The organism is Haemophilus sp. HN_Hi10 (assembly GCF_049821985.1).
GTDB classification, from domain to species: Bacteria; Pseudomonadota; Gammaproteobacteria; order Enterobacterales; family Pasteurellaceae; genus Haemophilus; species Haemophilus influenzae_D.
This window is the reverse complement of record NZ_CP187495.1, coordinates 666,901-680,177: the sequence shown is the minus strand read 5'-3', so window position 1 is coordinate 680,177 and position 13,277 is coordinate 666,901. Positions and strand designations below refer to the sequence as shown.

General features: G+C 38.4%; 14 protein-coding genes, 1 tRNA gene and 1 other annotated feature. Of the genes, 7 read left to right on the top strand and 8 right to left on the bottom strand.

What is annotated here, in order from left to right:
- Positions 1–103 precede the first annotated feature (103 nt).
- Positions 104–2,902, top strand: coding sequence for a ribonuclease E (gene rne / locus ACPT8Q_RS03415; protein WP_050948997.1), 2,799 nt, complete (start codon positions 104–106; stop codon positions 2,900–2,902).
- Positions 2,903–3,057: 155 nt separating this feature from the next.
- Positions 3,058–3,147 (top strand) — tRNA-Ser (locus tag ACPT8Q_RS03410).
- 50 nt (positions 3,148–3,197) lie between these two features.
- Here the strand turns inward: ACPT8Q_RS03410 and priC are convergent.
- The 8 genes from priC to ACPT8Q_RS03370 form a co-directional block, all read right to left on the bottom strand.
- Entirely contained in the window at positions 3,198–3,782 is a 585-nt protein-coding gene (gene priC, locus ACPT8Q_RS03405; protein WP_050948996.1) for a primosomal replication protein PriC, read from the bottom strand.
- A gap of 31 nt (positions 3,783–3,813) precedes the next feature.
- Positions 3,814–5,166 carry a Na+/H+ antiporter family protein gene (locus tag ACPT8Q_RS03400; RefSeq protein ID WP_050948995.1) on the bottom strand — a complete coding sequence of 451 codons (1,353 nt, stop codon included), beginning with the start codon at positions 5,164–5,166 and terminating at the stop codon, positions 3,814–3,816.
- 97 nt (positions 5,167–5,263) lie between these two features.
- Positions 5,264–5,385 (bottom strand) — a sequence feature (His leader region).
- Positions 5,386–5,479: 94 nt separating this feature from the next.
- Positions 5,480–6,169 carry a ribonuclease T gene (rnt, locus tag ACPT8Q_RS03395; RefSeq protein ID WP_021035684.1) on the bottom strand — a complete coding sequence of 230 codons (690 nt, stop codon included), beginning with the start codon at positions 6,167–6,169 and terminating at the stop codon, positions 5,480–5,482.
- A 73-nt stretch (positions 6,170–6,242) separates the two neighbouring features.
- Positions 6,243–6,650, bottom strand: a complete 408-nt coding sequence (gene gloA, locus ACPT8Q_RS03390) for a lactoylglutathione lyase (RefSeq protein ID WP_005688980.1) — start codon at positions 6,648–6,650, stop codon at positions 6,243–6,245.
- A gap of 66 nt (positions 6,651–6,716) precedes the next feature.
- Positions 6,717–7,121 (bottom strand): type II toxin-antitoxin system VapC family toxin, encoded by a 405-nt coding sequence (locus ACPT8Q_RS03385; protein WP_050948994.1) that lies wholly within the window; start codon positions 7,119–7,121, stop codon positions 6,717–6,719.
- A complete protein-coding gene (locus ACPT8Q_RS03380) occupies positions 7,118–7,354 on the bottom strand; it encodes an antitoxin (protein ID WP_005656316.1) in 237 nt (78 codons plus the stop codon). Before ACPT8Q_RS03380 ends, ACPT8Q_RS03385 begins: the two co-directional genes overlap by 4 nt.
- Before the next feature lie 92 nt (positions 7,355–7,446).
- Positions 7,447–8,172 carry a carboxy-S-adenosyl-L-methionine synthase CmoA gene (cmoA, locus tag ACPT8Q_RS03375; RefSeq protein WP_021035687.1) on the bottom strand — a complete coding sequence of 242 codons (726 nt, stop codon included), beginning with the start codon at positions 8,170–8,172 and terminating at the stop codon, positions 7,447–7,449.
- A gap of 53 nt (positions 8,173–8,225) precedes the next feature.
- On the bottom strand, positions 8,226–8,744 hold the full coding sequence (locus tag ACPT8Q_RS03370) for an isoprenylcysteine carboxyl methyltransferase family protein (protein WP_005688985.1): 519 nt from the start codon (positions 8,742–8,744) through the stop codon (positions 8,226–8,228).
- 218 nt (positions 8,745–8,962) lie between these two features.
- On the opposite strand from ACPT8Q_RS03370, the gene aspS reads away from it, so the two are divergent.
- The 5 genes from aspS to ruvA all read left to right on the top strand — a co-directional run bounded on the left by aspS (position 8,963) and on the right by ruvA (position 13,273).
- Entirely contained in the window at positions 8,963–10,729 is a 1,767-nt protein-coding gene (gene aspS / locus ACPT8Q_RS03365; RefSeq protein WP_050948993.1) for an aspartate--tRNA ligase, read from the top strand.
- Between the two features lie 21 nt (positions 10,730–10,750).
- Positions 10,751–11,224, top strand: coding sequence for a dihydroneopterin triphosphate diphosphatase (gene nudB / locus ACPT8Q_RS03360; protein ID WP_050948992.1), 474 nt, complete (start codon positions 10,751–10,753; stop codon positions 11,222–11,224).
- A gap of 12 nt (positions 11,225–11,236) precedes the next feature.
- On the top strand, positions 11,237–11,977 hold the full coding sequence (locus ACPT8Q_RS03355) for a YebC/PmpR family DNA-binding transcriptional regulator (protein WP_005662961.1): 741 nt from the start codon (positions 11,237–11,239) through the stop codon (positions 11,975–11,977).
- A gap of 46 nt (positions 11,978–12,023) precedes the next feature.
- On the top strand, positions 12,024–12,596 hold the full coding sequence (gene ruvC, locus ACPT8Q_RS03350; protein WP_050847307.1) for a crossover junction endodeoxyribonuclease RuvC: 573 nt from the start codon (positions 12,024–12,026) through the stop codon (positions 12,594–12,596).
- Between the two features lie 62 nt (positions 12,597–12,658).
- Complete coding sequence (gene ruvA, locus ACPT8Q_RS03345; protein WP_050948991.1) at positions 12,659–13,273, top strand: Holliday junction branch migration protein RuvA; 615 nt, start codon at positions 12,659–12,661, stop codon at positions 13,271–13,273.
- The last annotated feature ends 4 nt before the right edge of the window (positions 13,274–13,277 follow it).

The following is a 13,277-nucleotide window of genomic DNA, read 5'->3' as shown; positions in this document are numbered from 1 at the left end:
CATACAGTCGTGAGATTGACTGGCGCGAGAAACACGAGGTCGATAACGAAGCAAAGTGCGGTTTATTTTGAGGTTTTTTAAATATTTAATAAGAGAATTGACAATGAAAAGAATGTTAATCAATGCGACTCAAAAAGAAGAGTTGCGTGTTGCGCTTGTCGATGGACAACGCCTTTTTGACTTGGACATTGAAAGTCCAGGACACGAACAAAAAAAAGCGAATATCTACAAAGGAAAAATTACTCGCGTTGAGCCGAGTTTAGAAGCGGCTTTTGTAGATTATGGTGCAGAACGTCACGGTTTTTTACCTTTAAAAGAAATTGCCCGTGAATATTTTCCCGATGATTATGTTTTCCAAGGTCGTCCGAATATACGCGATATTTTGGTTGAAGGACAGGAAGTTATCGTTCAAGTTAATAAAGAAGAACGTGGTAATAAAGGGGCTGCATTAACCACTTTTGTTTCTCTTGCTGGCAGTTATTTGGTACTTATGCCGAATAATCCACGGGCAGGGGGAATTTCTCGCCGTATTGAAGGCGATGAACGTACTGAACTAAAAGAAGCATTAAGTTCATTAGATGTGCCTGACGGTGTAGGCTTAATCGTCCGTACTGCTGGTGTGGGAAAATCGCCAGAAGAATTACAATGGGATTTAAAAGTATTATTACATCATTGGGAAGCGATCAAACAAGCTTCACAAAGCCGTCCAGCTCCATTCTTAATTCATCAAGAAAGCGATGTGATTGTACGTGCTATTCGTGATTATTTACGTCGTGATATTGGCGAGATCCTTATTGATAGCCCAAAAATTTTTGAGAAAGCGAAAGAACATATCAAACTTGTGCGTCCTGATTTCATCAATCGCGTGAAACTTTATCAAGGCGAAGTGCCACTTTTCAGTCACTATCAAATTGAATCTCAAATTGAATCCGCATTCCAACGTGAAGTGCGTTTACCTTCTGGTGGTTCAATTGTTATTGATGTCACCGAAGCATTAACCGCCATTGATATTAACTCCGCACGTTCTACTCGTGGTGGCGATATTGAAGAAACGGCATTAAATACCAACCTTGAAGCGGCAGATGAAATCGCGCGTCAATTACGTTTACGTGACTTAGGTGGTTTAGTTGTTATCGATTTCATTGATATGACACCAATCCGCCATCAACGTGAAGTAGAAAATCGTATTCGTGATGCGGTTCGTCCAGATCGCGCCCGTATTCAAATTAGCCGAATTTCTCGTTTTGGTTTGTTAGAAATGTCACGTCAGCGTTTAAGCCCATCATTGGGCGAATCTTCGCACCATATTTGCCCTCGTTGTCAAGGAACAGGCAAAGTGCGTGATAATGAATCTCTTTCTTTATCTATTTTGCGTTTGCTGGAAGAAGAAGCATTAAAAGAAAACACTAAGCAAGTGCATACCATTGTGCCAGTACAAATTGCCTCTTATCTTCTTAATGAAAAACGCAAAGCAATCAGCAATATTGAAAAGCGTCATAATGTCGATATTATTGTTGCACCAAATGAAGCAATGGAAACACCGCACTTTAGCGTTTTCCGCTTACGCGATGGCGAAGAAGTAAATGAATTAAGCTATAACTTAGCGAAAATTCACTGTGAGAAAGATGAAAATACTGAAGAATCACTGGTTTCTCGTAATATAGAAACAACAGCTGTTATTGAACAGCCTGCGGTTGAAAGTGCAGCAGTTGCGCTTTCTATTTCAGAAGCTGCGCCAACGCCAGTTGAGCGTAAATCAAATGAACCCTCTTTGTTAGCCAAAATTATTGCGAAGATTAAAGGTTTATTTACTGCTAAATCTGAAGAAAACAAACCAAAAAATAACCGCACTTCACGCAATTCTAATCGTAATCAACGCCGTTCGCAGGATCGTCGCACTTCTCGTCGTCCACGTTCTGAAAATAACGAGGCGGAAAGAACTGAAGAACAGGTTCGCAATGTCCGTGAGCGAAATCAACGCCGTCCACGCCGTAACTTAGTGGAAGAAAGTATCGCTGAAAGTGCGGTAAATTCTACACCTGTTTTTGAGACTAAAGAAGAAAGAACTGAGCCTGTAACTCAACGTCGCCAACGTCGTGATTTACGTAAACGCGTGCGCGTTGAAGATAATGAAACAGTTGTTGAAAATAATTTGAACACGACTGAAAAAATGCCAGAAGTGGATGTAGTTCAAAATGATGAAAAACCCGTTCATCAGAACCAACGTTCTGAACATCAAGAGCGTCAGCGTCGTACTCCACGTCATTTGCGTACAGCGAATAATCAGCGTCGTCGCCGTAATCAAGAGCCAAAATCGCCAATGCCATTGTTTGCTGCGGTGGCTTCACCTGAATTGGCAAGTGGCAAGGCTTGGATTGATTATTCAACGGTAAATCTGCCAAAAGAAAATCATTTCTTATCTGTCGATGAATTGCTTGAGCAAGAGAAAACTAAAAAAGGGTTTATCACGCCAGCAATGGGAATTGTCGTTGAAGAAAAATCCCTTGATGTAAAACCTGCATTAGATTTTATTACTCAACCAGCTAATGAATCGGTACAGAAAAAGGTGCAAGAATCTTTAGAGCGTTTAAATTCATATAAACCTCAAGAAGTTGTTGAATCTATCGAGCCAGCAATTAATGTAAATGAACCTGAAACGGTCGAGAACGTATCAAAATTTGTCCGCACTTATGAATTTAATGGACGTTTAGGTACTATTTCTTCGGTGATTCATACTAAAGCTGAGATGACTTTGGCGAAAGCGAGTGATGAAATGCCAGAGGCTTTCCCAATTAGAGCTTGGCAGGATTCTCGTTATTATTTCTATGGAAAAGGTGCGGCGGGACATCATTGTGCAATTAGCCACGTTTATTCTGAACCTACTCGTGCAAAAGCAGAATAATCAAAAATAAAAATAGAAAGAATTGGCGTAACCAAAATTACGTCAATTCTTTTTATTTTATAAGCTGTAGTAAAAATAATCATTTAGAATAAATATGATTATTTCTACTTGACGGTTTTTATTAGAGAACGTATTATTCACGCGCATTAAATCACGGAGGAATGGTCGAGTGGTTGAAGGCACCGGTCTTGAAAACCGGCGAGGGTTTACGCCCTCCTAGGGTTCGAATCCCTATTCCTCCGCCATCGATTTTTACGAGCTAACTAATTCGGAAGAATTAGTTTTTTATTTCTCATCATCTATTTTCCGTATTTTCACGGTTTTCTAATTCTTCTTTAAATACCAAATATTCTTCTAAAAGATCGATTGCATCTTGGCATTTCTGTAAGCGTTTTTTATAACTTTCCGCAAGTTGCGTATAACGTATTTTTTCATCATTATTTTTTTCAGCTTGTGCTAAATCTTTATGTTGTCGATAAAGATTATTCAACTGCTCTCGTGCCTCGTAATATTTTTCTAGGCGTTCTCTTGGCGGTAATTTATGAATGTTATGTTGAGATTTTTTTTGCGGCTGCGGAGTGGGGTTCGTATTAATGATAAAAGGCTTATTTTTATGCGTGAGTGCTTCTGATAGCGCAGTACATTGGGCAAGTAAGCGTTTGGTAATGAAGATGTAATGATCAGGATTTTCTGATTGTAGGGATTTTATTTTATCAAGGATTTGATTAATTTCCTTTAGATAAAAGGCAACAGTTTGTCCGTTTTCACTAAATAAAGTGCGGTCAAATTTGGCGAAGATTTTTTCTTCTTGCGGCAAGTTGCTCTGATAAAGTTGTTGAACTTTTTGATCTAAGCGTTGGATAAGTTGTTGAACAGTCATAAAGAATCCCCCAAGTGGGGGATTATAATCGTTAAAGATACATTGCTGCAATCCAGCCGAATACCAATAATGGAATATTATAGTGAATAAAGGTAGGTACAACAGAATCCCAAATGTGATCGTGTTTGCCATCCATATTCAAGCCAGATGTTGGGCCTAATGTTGAGTCTGATGCGGGCGAACCTGCATCTCCTAAAGCCGCTGCTACGCCTACAATAGAAATTGTCGCTAATGGAGAAAAACCAAAAGATAAACAGAGAGGTACGTAAATTGATGTAATAATCGGTACTGTAGAGAATGATGAGCCAATACCCATTGTAATTAATAAACCAACAACAAGCATTAATAATGCGGCAACACCTTTACTTTGCACAACACCAGAACTTAGGCTTTGTACTAAATCTGTTACGCCAGTGGTAGCATTAATCACATTTGCAAAACCTGAAGCTGCAATCATTACAAAGCCAATCATTGCCATTAAGCGCAAGCCTTGTTGAAAAATATCGTTGCTTTCTTTTAGTTTGAAAATGCCACATAGTGCGAAAATAATTAAGCCAATTAAACCGCCAATGATAGTTGAGCTTGTGACTAATTGTGTCGCGAAGGTCGCAACAATTGCGATTAAACTTACAGTAATTTGTTTTGGTTTAATATTAGCAATGTGAGCTTCAATATCTTTGGTTGTCGGTTCTTCAACATTGATATTGTATTCACGTGGTTTACGGTAGGTAATAAATACGGCTGTGAGTAAGCCTAAAATCATTCCAATAACAGGTAACAACATTGCTAAAGAAACTTGCGCTATATTTGTTTGTAAACCTAAGGTCGCACCTACTTGATTAATGTTTTTAACTAAAATACTTTCGATAAAGATTTTTCCAAAGCCCACTGGTAATAACATATAGGTAGCAGTTAAACCAAATGTAAGTACGCAAGCTACTGCACGGCGATCAATTTTTAAACGGTTAAAGATTGAAAGCAGCGGTGGTACAACGATTGGAATAAAGGCAATGTGCACTGGAAGTAAGTTTTGAGAAGATATGGCAAACAATGCCAACACCGCAAAAATGAAATATTTGAACCAAGTTAAATTGCCAGCAGTTGGTGTTTTATTCATTTTTGTGATGATTTTATAAGCGATTAAATCGGTAATACCTGATTTAGAAATAGCAATAGCGAACGCACCAAGCATTGCATAGTTCATTGCGACTTCAGCACCGCCACCTAAGCCGCCTGTAAAGGTTTCGATGGTTTTAGTTAAACCTAAATCACCGATAAATCCTGCGGTAAGTGCAGCAATCACCAGTGCGATAATAACGTTGATGCGTAGCAAACTAAGTGCCAGCAAAACGATGATCGAGATAACAACGGGGTTTGATAACATTGTGTTTTTCCTTGTAAATTAAATGATAAATACTTTACTTTAAAATTTTTATTGAATAAATAATAACGCTAAATTAATGCCTCCTATATCATAAATAAAACAAAACCCCTCGAAAGTAGCCTTCCGAGGGGTAAGATTTTTATTATCCAGTCAGCTCGGAAGAAATCTTCCAAGCACACCAAAAACCTGAAAGATTATTCAGTTGAATGGTGATGATGGTGACGACGGATAATGTTCATTTTTTATCTCCAAATAAGAATTGCTTTTAAACTACTGGAAAAATCAAACGATTGCAACCACTTTTTTAGTTTTTTTAAAGTGCGGTCTGATTTTCTGCTGTGTTTTCTGTTTCATCTATTTGAGAAATATGGGGAAAGCCACCTAAATCTTTTAAATGATTGACCATATAACAGAATAATTCCGCCGTGCGTTCGGTATCATATAGCGCTGAATGGGCTTGTTTCCCATCAAAGGGGATTTTAGCAGCAAGACAGGCTTTAACAAGAACAGTTTGACCAAACATTAAGCCTGCTAAACTTGCCGTGTCAAACATGCCAAAAGGGTGGAAGGGATTACGCTTTACGCCGGTACGTTCAGCAGCAGCCATCACAAAACTTTGGTCAAAAGCAGCATTGTGCGCCACAATGATAGAACGTTGGCAATCCGTATCTTTTTGTCCTCGACGCACCATTTGAAATAACCCCGTGATTGCATCAAGTTCAGATACTGCACCACGTAATGGATTGTGAATATCAATGCCATTAAATTTCAAGGACTCAGGATTAATATTTGCTCCTTCAAAAGGCTCGATATGAAAATGGCATTTCTGATCAGGATGCAAATAACCGTTTTCATCCATTTTTAATGTGATGGCGGCTAGTTCGAGTAACGCATCTTTTTTTGCATCAAAACCTGCAGTTTCAACATCAATAATGACGGGGAAATAGCCACGAAAGCGATTTTTTAATTGGTTGTGATAAGGGATTTCTTGAGAATCGGACATAATCTATCTCTTAAAAATAAAATAACGTAGGAATCCCTACGTTATTAAAAATACAATAAAAATTGACCGCACTTTAGTTGCCTAAACCAGATTTAGTACTTTTGTTTTCGATAAATTCAATTTTATAACCATCTGGATCTTCAACAAAAGCAATGACGGTTGAGCCACCTTTAACTGGCCCTGCTTCGCGAGTAACGTTACCACCGCTTGCACGAACAGCTTCACAAGTCGCATAAATATCATCTACGCCGATAGCGATATGTCCATATGCTGTGCCGTGTTCATATTTATCTACACCCCAGTTGTATGTTAATTCAATTTCTGCCGCACTTTCGCCATCTTCGTAACCTAAAAAAGCCAGTGTATATTTGTATTCAGGGTTTTCACTGGTGCGTAATAAACGCATACCTAAAACATCTTGATAAAATTTGATTGAACGATCTAAATCACCCACGCGTAACATAGTGTGTAAAATTTGCATCGGTTTGTCCTTTTTTAGTTGAGTTAAACAGATTATGTCATAAGTAAAATAAAAAATCAGAATTATCTATTTTGTCCAATCTTGCCACTGAAGATCTGTAACACGCTGAAATTCTTTTACATTATGTGTAATAAGAACAGCATTTAAACTCAATGCGTGACAAGCAATCCATAGATCATTATTTCCGATAGGTCTCCCTTGTTTTTTGAGTGTATTTGCCCATTTGCCATAATGTAAACAGATTTGTTCATTGGGATATAGTACATTTACTCGTTCAGTAAGTAATTCTATTGCTCGTATTGATTGCTCATAATTTTGACTACTAAAGGCGCCTTTAATAAGTTCAGCATAAGTAATAAAGCTGATAACTAAGCGATCATTAGGCAATAATTGTGATACTCGTTCGGCAACAATTTTGGGGCGATTTTTCATTAAATAAATAATGATATTGGTGTCTAACATATAAATCATAAATTTTCTCGCTCCTGAGGCGGTAAATCATCACGCGCTTCAAGTGCTTGAATAAAGGTCTCATCAAATCCTTCAAATAACGCAAGAAAATCATCTGTTTTTTTAGAAACTGGGCGTAATACCACATCCCCATTTTCCTTTCGGAAAATTTCTACGGTATCGACATCAAAACGAAAGTCCATCGGGATCCGAACAGCTTGGCTGTTACCACTTTGAAACACTTTAGCAAGCATATTTACCCTCCTGTATATACTATGTATTTAATAAGTATATACTAATCATTTCAATTGCTGTATGCAAGTAAGAAGATTAAATCGCTGTTGTTTTATTTAACCGCAATCATCGAGCCAAAATTAAAGCATTGGAACCAAAGCTCTACTTGTGAAAATCCTACGTTTTTTAACCGCACTTTGTGTGTCTCAATAGAGTCTGTACGCATCACATTTTCAAGTGCAGTGCGTTTCTGGCTCACTTCAAGTTCGCTATAACCATTGGCACGTTTGAATTGGTGGTGCAAGTCAATAAGCAAATTATTAACATTGGTATCTTCAAAACGGAATTTTTCAGAAAGTACTAATACGCCATTTGGATTTAAGCCTTTATAGATTTTGGTAAGCAATGCGATACGATCTTCAGGCGGTAAAAATTGCAAGGTAAAGTTGAGAATGACCATTGAGGCATTTTTAATCTCAATGTAGCGAATATCATTACAGAGAATTTCTACTGGTATCTCACTATGATATGCCGCAATATGTTGGCGACAACGTTCAACCATCGGTTGAGAATTATCGATACCAATAATTTTTACGTTTGGTTGATGAATATTTCGACGTGCAGAAAGTGTGGCGGCACCTCGCGAGCAACCAAGATCATAAACATTACTATCAGCCGTGACGAAACGTTCCGCCAGCATACCGATTGCAGTAATAATGTTGGAATAGCCCGGCACGGAGCGTTGAATCATATCTGGAAAGACTTCAGCAACGTTTTCGTCAAAGATGAAATCCCCCAATTTAGCAATGGGGGTAGAAAATAGAGTATCTTTTACCATAATGTGTTAAAGGCAGAGAGAAAGGGGCATTATTTTAGAAGAAATTTAATAAATTATGATTTAGGAAATAAATGCGCCATGGCACTTTCTTCTTGTTTAATACGCACGCCTAGGATAAGCAAATAAATGGGTAATCCAATCAATGCGGTATATTTTGCTTGGCAGAAAAGCGATAAACCAATTAACTCGGGAATAATGTTTAAGAAATAATTCGGGTGACGTACATATTTAAACAAGAAAGAGCGGTTAATGTGATGTTCCGGTAAAATGTAAAGTTTTACTGTCCAAATCTCTTTTAGCTCATAAATCACATAAAATAGCATTGCAATAGCAAAAATTAAAATCGCTAACCCTATTTGTGAAGTGCTATTAAATGACAAGTTTTGGTTATTAGCCTCAATGATCGCCGCAAAATAAAATACAACATGGGCAATGGACAACAGTGTGGAATTGCGTTTACCATACTGTATTGCACCCTTTGCAATGAGTGCTTTTTCATGACGAATTGAAATAGACAGACTGTAAAAACGGATCGCTAAAATACAGGCAAAAGTAATATTGATAAATAGCATGTGGTTATCCTTAACGTAATTTAATCTCAACAAGCCACACAATATAACAAAAAATCTGATGATATGGCACAAAAAAGCCTTTATTTTGAACATTTATTACTTTTCTTTGCTTTTTTGATTGATTTGTCAGCATAAATAACCTTTTTATCTCTCTTGGTTTTCCGCTATAATTGTGGCAGATTTTTGAGCATAATTAAAAGAGTACAAAGGATTTTGAAATGATGCGTACACATTATTGCGGAGCATTAAACCGTAACAATATCGGACAAGACGTAACATTAAACGGTTGGGTTCATCGCCGTCGTGATTTAGGTGGTTTAATTTTTATTGATATGCGTGATCGTGATGGCGTTGTGCAAGTTTGTTTTGATCCGAAATATCAAGAAGCATTGACAGCGGCTGCGGGTTTACGTAACGAATTTTGTATCCAAATTAAGGGTGAAGTGATCGCGCGTCCTGAAAACCAAATCAATAAAAATATGGCGACAGGCGAAGTGGAAGTGTTAGCGAAAGAATTGCGTGTTTACAATGCTTCTGATGTGTTACCTCTCGACTTTAACCAAAACAATACGGAAGAACAACGTTTAAAATATCGTTATTTAGATTTACGTCGCCCTGAAATGGCACAACGTTTGAAAACCCGTGCGAAAATTACCAGCTTTGTGCGTCGTTTTATGGATGACAATGGTTTCCTTGATATTGAAACCCCAATGCTTACCAAAGCAACGCCAGAAGGTGCGCGTGACTATTTAGTGCCAAGCCGTGTACATAAAGGCAAATTCTATGCGTTGCCACAATCACCACAGCTTTTCAAACAGCTTTTAATGATGTCTGGTTTTGACCGTTATTATCAAATCGTAAAATGTTTCCGTGATGAAGATTTACGTGCAGATCGTCAGCCTGAATTTACTCAAATCGATGTGGAAACCTCTTTCTTAACTGCGCCAGAAGTACGTGAAATTATGGAACGTATGGTACACGGCTTATGGCTTGATACCATTGGTGTAGATTTAGGTAAGTTCCCAGTGATGACTTGGCAAGAAGCAATGCGTCGTTTTGGTTCTGATAAGCCAGATTTGCGTAACCCATTAGAAATGGTTGATGTAGCTGATATCGTCAAAGATGTTGAATTTAAAGTATTTAATGAGCCTGCAAACAATCCAAACGGCCGTGTGGCAGTCATTCGTGTACCAAATGGTACAGAAATCACTCGTAAACAAATTGATGAATATACACAATTTGTTGGAATTTACGGTGCAAAAGGTTTGGCTTGGGCGAAAGTAAATGATATCAATGCTGGCCTTGAAGGCGTACAAAGCCCGATTGCGAAATTCTTAAATGAAGAGGTATGGAAAGCATTAGCAGAACGTATGAAAGCACAAACTGGCGATATTTTATTTTTCGGTGCAGACAAATGGCAAACTACGACGGATGCAATGGGTGCATTGCGTTTGAAATTAGGTCGCGATTTAGGTTTAACTCGTTTAGACGAATGGCAACCACTTTGGGTGATTGATTTCCCAATGTTTGAACGTGATGATGAAGGCAATCTTGCCGCAATGCACCATCCATTTACGTCGCCAAAAGATTTTAGCCCAGAGCAATTAGAAGCCGATCCAACAAGTGCGGTAGCAAATGCTTACGATATGGTGATCAATGGCTATGAAGTAGGCGGTGGTTCAGTACGTATTTTCGATCCGAAAATGCAACAAACCGTATTCCGTATTCTTGGCATTGACGAAGAACAACAACGCGAAAAATTCGGTTTCTTATTAGATGCGTTAAAATTTGGCACACCGCCACATGCAGGTTTAGCATTTGGTTTAGACCGTTTAACTATGCTTTTAACAGGCACGGAAAACATTCGTGATGTAATTGCTTTCCCGAAAACTACGGCTGCAGCTTGTTTAATGACAGAAGCGCCTAGTTTTGCGAATCCGCAAGCGTTGGAAGAGTTGGCAATTTCTGTCGTTAAAGCAGAATAAGTTTGAAATATTAGGAATGAAGTGCGGTCAGATTTGACCGCATTTTTAATGATGCAATACAAAAATAATCAATCTGTTCTCGTTGTAATTTACGCTAAAGATACAAATCTAGTTTTAATGCTCCAACGCCAAGATGATCCTGATTTTTGGCAGTCTGTTACTGGCACCATTGAAAGTGGTGAAACACCAAAAAACACAGCAATTCGTGAGCTATGGGAAGAAGTGCGGTTAGAAATTTCGGAAAATTCCACCGCACTTTTCGATTGCAAAGAGAGCATAGAATTTGAAATTTTTCCACATTTCCGATATAAATACGCACCGAATGTGACGCATTGCCGTGAACATTGGTTTTTATTGGCAATGGAGCAAGAATTCGAACCAGTATTAAGTGAACATTTGGCATATCAATGGGTTTCCCCTGAACAAGCAATCCAAATGACAAAATCTTCCAATAATGCGGAAGCAATTAGAAAATATATTCTTAAAGATAAATAGAAGGAAAACAACATGGCAGGCCATAGTAAGTGGGCTAATATTAAACACCGCAAAGCAGCACAAGATGCACAACGCGGTAAAATTTTTACTAAATTAATTCGTGAACTTGTTACCGCAGCTAAAATTGGTGGTGGTGATGTGAGTGCTAACCCGCGTTTACGCACAGCAGTAGATAAAGCACTTAGCAACAATATGACGCGCGATACTATCAACCGCGCTATTGATCGTGGTGTAGGCGGTGGCGATGACACCAATATGGAAACCAAAATCTATGAAGGTTATGGCCCAGGTGGTACAGCGGTTATGGTTGAATGTTTAAGTGATAATGCAAACCGCACCATTTCACAGGTTCGCCCAAGTTTTACTAAATGTGGTGGTAACTTAGGAACAGAAGGCTCTGTTGGTTATTTATTTAGCAAAAAAGGTTTAATCTTAATCGCAGAAGCGGACGAAGATGCCTTAACTGAAGCGGCTATCGAAGCAGGTGCTGATGATATTCAACCACAAGATGATGGTTCATTTGAAATCTATACTGCTTGGGAAGATTTAGGTTCAGTGCGTGATGGCATTGAAGCAGCTGGCTTTAAAGTACAAGAAGCTGAAGTAACGATGATTCCATCAACAACCGTTGATCTTGATATTGAAACCGCACCAAAATTACTTCGTTTAATTGATATGTTGGAAGATTGTGATGACGTACAAAACGTATATCACAACGGTGAAATCAGTGACGAAGTGGCATCTCAACTTTAATGATGCAATAAATGGGTAATTTAATTACCCATTTTTTATAGAAATTATGAGCATTATTTTAGGTATTGACCCCGGCTCTCGCGTAACGGGTTATGGTGTGATTCGTCAAACAGGAAGACATTTGGAATATCTCGGCAGTGGTGCAATTCGCACTCAAGTTGAAGATTTACCCACCCGATTGAAACGGATTTATGCTGGAGTGGCTGAAATTATCACGCAATTTCAACCTGATATGTTTGCGGTTGAACAAGTGTTTATGGCGAAGAATGCGGATTCAGCTTTAAAACTAGGGCAGGCTCGAGGTACGGCGATTGTGGCGGCAGTAAATCATGATTTACCTGTTTTTGAATATGCCGCACGTTTAGTAAAACAAACGGTTGTGGGCATTGGTTCCGCTGATAAAGTGCAAGTGCAAGAAATGATAACTCGTATTTTGAAGTTGTCAGATAAACCTCAAGCCGATGCTGCGGATGCCTTGGCTATCGCGATTACACACGCGCATTCTATTCAACATTCTTTACATATTGCCAATTCTGTGAAAGTGACAGAAACGCAAGAAAAAATGACCGCACTTTTAAAGACCAGATATAGCCGAGGACGCTTTAGATTAAAAATTTAACTGGATGTTCGTCCAGTTTTATTTTATTCTATGCGTTAAATTTTTTATCATTCGGAAGAATTATGATCGGTCGCTTACAAGGCATTCTTTTAGAAAAACAACCTCCAGAAATTTTACTTAATGTGCAAGGCGTAGGCTATGAATTGCTTTTGCCTATGACGAGTTTCTATGATTTACCAGAAATTGGTCAAGAAACGACTTTATTCACCCATTTTGTTGTTCGGGAAGATGCTCACTTACTCTTTGGATTTGCCCAAAAAACAGACCGCACTTTATTTCGTGAATTAATTAAAACAAATGGGGTGGGGCCTAAATTAGCCTTAGCGATTTTATCCGCCATGTCGGTCGAACAATTTGCCTATGCGATAGAGAGAGAAGAACTTTCTAAACTCACTAAAATCCCAGGGGTTGGCAAAAAAACTGCTGAACGTTTGTTAGTTGAACTTAAAGGTAAATTTAAAGGTGTAAAACAAAGTGATTTCTTTGTAGAAAGTACTCATATTCCGTCAGTTCCATCTATTGAACCGCATACAGAAAATTCATCTGATGAAGCTATTTCAGCCTTGATTGCTTTAGGTTATAAACCTTCAGAAGCAGAAAAAATGGTGAAACGAGTTGCTAAGCCAGAATTAACCAGTGAACAAGTTATCCGCGAAGCGTTAAAAGCCGCACTGTAGGAAA